This window comes from Accumulibacter sp., from assembly GCF_023806565.1.
In the GTDB taxonomy this organism is placed as follows: Bacteria; Pseudomonadota; Gammaproteobacteria; order Burkholderiales; family Rhodocyclaceae; genus Accumulibacter.
Genome location: NZ_JAMTDV010000070.1, coordinates 1 through 4,117, shown reverse-complemented (window position 1 = coordinate 4,117; position 4,117 = coordinate 1). Strand labels below are relative to the sequence as shown.

General features: G+C 60.1%; 6 protein-coding genes. 3 read left to right on the top strand and 3 right to left on the bottom strand.

Annotated features, from left to right (window positions below; all coding sequences use genetic code 11):
• Nucleotides 1–777: MFS transporter (locus NFV80_RS08515; protein WP_296758391.1), on the bottom strand; the 777-nt coding region annotated here is incomplete at its 3' end.
• A 257-nt stretch (nucleotides 778–1,034) separates the two neighbouring features.
• Here NFV80_RS08515 and NFV80_RS08510 point away from each other — a divergent pair.
• From NFV80_RS08510 to NFV80_RS08500, 3 genes are read left to right on the top strand one after another with little or no spacing between them, the layout of a single operon-like run.
• Nucleotides 1,035–1,373: a LysR family transcriptional regulator gene (locus NFV80_RS08510; RefSeq protein WP_295328404.1), complete on the top strand. Its 339-nt coding sequence runs from the start codon at nucleotides 1,035–1,037 to the stop codon at nucleotides 1,371–1,373.
• The gene (locus NFV80_RS08505; RefSeq protein ID WP_295328402.1) at nucleotides 1,343–1,879 is read left to right on the top strand and encodes a LysR substrate-binding domain-containing protein; all 537 of its coding nucleotides are present in this window, start codon (nucleotides 1,343–1,345) and stop codon (nucleotides 1,877–1,879) included. Before NFV80_RS08510 ends, NFV80_RS08505 begins: the two co-directional genes overlap by 31 nt.
• Nucleotides 1,872–2,477: a hemerythrin domain-containing protein gene (locus tag NFV80_RS08500; RefSeq protein WP_296758389.1), complete on the top strand. Its 606-nt coding sequence runs from the start codon at nucleotides 1,872–1,874 to the stop codon at nucleotides 2,475–2,477. The genes NFV80_RS08505 and NFV80_RS08500 overlap by 8 nt, the downstream gene beginning before the upstream one ends.
• Nucleotides 2,478–2,728: 251 nt before the next feature.
• Here the strand turns inward: NFV80_RS08500 and NFV80_RS08495 are convergent, their stop codons facing one another.
• Together NFV80_RS08495 and NFV80_RS08490 are read right to left on the bottom strand one after the other, a co-directional pair.
• On the bottom strand, nucleotides 2,729–3,754 hold the full coding sequence (locus NFV80_RS08495) for a diguanylate cyclase (protein ID WP_296758387.1): 1,026 nt from the start codon (nucleotides 3,752–3,754) through the stop codon (nucleotides 2,729–2,731).
• Nucleotides 3,755–3,822: 68 nt separating this feature from the next.
• The coding region (locus tag NFV80_RS08490; protein ID WP_296758385.1) for a hypothetical protein at nucleotides 3,823–4,117 on the bottom strand (295 nt) is incomplete at its 5' end.

Here is a 4,117-nt window from a genome sequence, read left to right as displayed (position 1 = left end):
TGATGGAACGAACGATTTCGCGAAATCCGGGACGGTGCTTGCGGGCCAGAAACTCCCGGCGACGACTATGCGCCAGTTCTGTGTGATGGAACGAACGATTTCGCGAAATCCGGGACGGTGCTTGCGGGCCAGAAACTCTTCGGTTTCCTGGAGGGAGCGGCGAATGATGAAGATCACCGGGATGATCATGCAGCCGATGAAGAAGGGAATGCGCCAGCCCCAGTCGGTGATTTCGGCGGGCAGCAGCCATCGGTTCAACAGGTAGCCGATCACCGACGAGGCCATGATCGCCACCTGCTGGCTCGCCGACTGCCAACTGACGTAGAACCCCTTGTGGCCTGGCGTCGCCATTTCGGACAGATAAACCGATACTCCGCCCAATTCGACACCCGCCGAAAATCCCTGCAACAGGCGGCCAATCAGCACCAGGATCGGCGCCAGGATCCCGATGCGGGAGTAGCCGGGGACGAAGGCGATGAGATTGGTGCCGCAGGCCATGATTCCGAGAATCAGTATCAATCCCCTGCGACGTCCGATGTGGTCGATGTAGCTGCCGAGGATCACTGCGCCCAGGGGACGCATCAGGAAGCCGGCGCCGAAAGTGGCGAAGGTCAGAATCAGCGAGGCGTATTCGCTGGTGCTGGGAAAGAAGGTATTGGCGATATACGTGGCATAGAATCCGTAAAGGAAAAAATCGAACATTTCCAGGAAGTTGCCAATGGTTACCCGCAACACCGTCGAAAGAGTCGACGTGCGGCCTTCTTGCACGGTGTTCATGATCACCTCATCCGTAGAAGATTGAGTTATGAACGGCGCCGATCGGCAGCATGCCGAAACCGTGCAGGCTGGCCGCCGCGGGCCATGATCCGAACCTTGTCCTGCCGGGAGGCGACGTTCAGAAAGTTTGGCATGGCTTCTTGCCACAGCGACATTCCACCACCTGCCTGCAGCTCTTGTGCTTGTCCAACCGGACTGGAATCATGCACGCAAGTCATTGAAAGGTAGAATGCATTTATGGCATGGATTAATACCAGATGCGAATCAATATCGAAATTGGCGAGCTTCAGGCTTTCGCGGTAGCGGAGAAATCAAGCTTCAAGGCGGCGGCGGAAGCAATGTTCCTCTCCCAGCCGGCCCTGAGCCGGCGCATCGAAAAGCTGGAGAATGGCCTGCAGACCCGCCTGCTGGAGCGGAGCACCCGCCGTGTTTCTCTGACGGATGCCGGGCGGCAGTTCCTGAAGCATGCGGAAGCCATTGTCGAGCAGCGGGAATACGTGCTGCACGGCATGGCCGAAAGCACTCTTCAGCGCAAGGAGCACGTTACCTCGCCTGCGTGCCCTCGGTGGCCAATCACTTGCTGCCCGGGATATTGAAGGACTTCGCACAGGTCCATCCCTTAGTCCGGATCGAGGTCATCGATGAAAGCGCTCGCGAGGTGCTGGATTGCGTCGTGTCGGGAGTTGCCGACTTCGGCATGAATTTCATCGGCACTCAGGAGGCAGACATCGCTTTCAAACCGGTGCACACCGAGCGTTACGTACTCGTCGTCCGCAACGATCATCACCTGGCAACACGACAGTCGATCGACCGGGCGTCGCTGGTTGGGGAAAAACTGGTCTCGGTGGCGCAGAGCAGTGGCAACCGGATGTTGATCGACCACGGACTCGCCAAACTCGAGCTTCGGCCCAGCATTCATTACGAGATCAATCACGTCGCCGGCGCCATCGGTCTCGTCGAAGCCGGCTTGGGGGCTGCCGTTCTCCCGGGCCTTGCGCTCAGGCTCGATCGCGGACGGAAACACGTCCCTCATTCGGGTCCATGCCACAGCGGAGAAGGTCCATACTTGCGGAAGAGCCTTGCATTGCCTATTCTTGAATGAGCACGAAAGCTTGGAGAAGGGAGGCGCCATGTCCGAGACATCGATCCGCCGGGCGGCCGAAGCGGCCGCCCCGCTGCAGGACTTTTCCACTTGTCACATAGGGTTCGTGACGCTGCTTGAGGACTCTCTCGGCCTGCCCGAAATGGTCGTCACTGCTGCACGGGCGCGCGGGTGTGCCGCGGATGTGCTGAAGATGTTCCGCGACCGCCTGCTCGTCCACCACGATGACGAGGAGCGCGACCTCTTTCCCGCGGTGTTGCAGGTTGCGGCGTCGGGCGAAGAAGCGGAACGGGCACAAGCCATGGTCACGCAACTCATCCGCGAGCATCGCGAGATCGCGCAACTGTGGAAGAAGCTCGAACCAGCCGTGCAAGCCATCGCCAACGGTGATCTGCCGCAGCTGGACTCCGCGCTGTTGCAGGAAATGGTGAGGCGCTTCAATGAGCACGTGCGCATGGAGGAGGTGGAGTTCCTGCCCTTTGCGCAGCTCGTTCTGGCGCGCCAGGCCGAAGACATGGCGGCGCTGGGCCTGGCGCTGCACCGGCGCCATGAAGCCGACGAGATCATGGCGACAGCGGTGGTATACGGAGCCAGTTGAAAAGCCGATCCCGGATCCCCGACGCTCACTCGATCTGGCGCACCCCCGCAATCATCGCCGGCACGCGTGTGAACGCGCGGTCGTCAAGGACAAAAGTCGAGCGATCGAGAATGATCGGGAAGCGGGCCGAAGGCATCCTCATCCGCATTCCCGCTTCTGGCCATTCCTTCATCGCCCGATCGCGATCAACCATCAGCAGCGAGAATCTGGAATTTCCGGTACCGATCCTGAAGGCTGGCCCGCCGGCTTGATCAGCCTGTCACCACCCGATTGCGACCCTGAGCCTTGGCATCGTAGAGCAGGCGGTCTGCACGTTCCAGCGTCTGGGCCACAGACTCACCCGAGCGGTGTTCCGTCAGGCCGGCCGAAAAGCTGATCCGCAAGACGTCCCCGGCAAATTGGGGTTCCAGCTTCGCCACCTGCTCGCGCAGACGCTCCATGGTGGCGGCGGCTAGCGAGAGGCTGGTCTCCGATTGCATCAGCACGAATTCCTCGCCACCCCAGCGTGCCAGAACATCCGAGCGGCGCAGGGCCACCTGCACCGTGTGGGCAAAGGCGCACAGTACAGCGTCACCCGCAGCGTGGCCGTAGCGGTCATTCACTCGTTTGAAATGATCCATGTCGATCAGCGCCACGCAAAACTCGTGTCCCGAGCGCAGGCTGCGCTGAGCTTCCTGCTCCAGCATAACCACCATATGACGGCGATTCAGCAAGCCGGTCAAATCATCACGCGCGGCCATCAGTTGAATCTGTTCCAGCGCCATGGCGAGCTCTTTCTTTTGTTCGCCCAATCGGCGGCGAATGCGGCTCAAGCGCCCGGACAGAACCGAGACTGCCGGCACGACGATGACCAGCATCATGAAATGCGCGACTTCAACAGTCGGCGAATACACATCGGGACTGATCGAAGCCATCAGGGCCATGCTAAGGCCAAACGCAAGCAAAGCATAGATGCTGATGCCCAAGGCACTGATGGCGCGCAGGCCGAACATGCCAAACATCAGGATAATCAGCAAGTTCGGGAACGCTATTGCACGCACCGGGCCCATCAGCGCATACCCGGTCGCGCTGCAGGCAATCGCAATCACCATCTGCGGCAAAGTCAGTGAGGGGTCCTTGAAGCGCCGTGACCAACCGCAGCGAATGGTCACATAGACCATGACAATGGAAAACAGCGAAGTGAGTGTCCAAACGCACAGCGGACCGCGCGGTCGGTCCAGCGCCCACGCCGCCCAGAGCACGACTGCCATGCCCATCAGCATCAAGAGGAGTGCCAAGCCTGTCTGCCCGAGGCGCAAGCGCATGGCTCGGTCGGTACCCAGGAAAAGGTTACCCAGGTATTCACTCACGGGTACAGGGCGACGCATTGCCTTTTGCATCCCAACTCAGGTTGGTGGAGCTTCCTTCGACTCTTGCCCAAATGAAATGCCTCGGCTCGATAAGCACCGAGGTCGGCGCGTTTCGCGTAAGGAAAGTACAGCGAGATTCTGCGCAGTTCGGTGGCCGCGCCGCTCGACACGGAATCCAGATTGCGGTGGGACACTGCAAGGTCTTCACCGAACGTCTCGCTCGCCGGCGCTAGAGCTTCTTCGGGGGTCTTCACACTGGTGTCGCGACGATGTTCGCAGCATTCCCTCTCC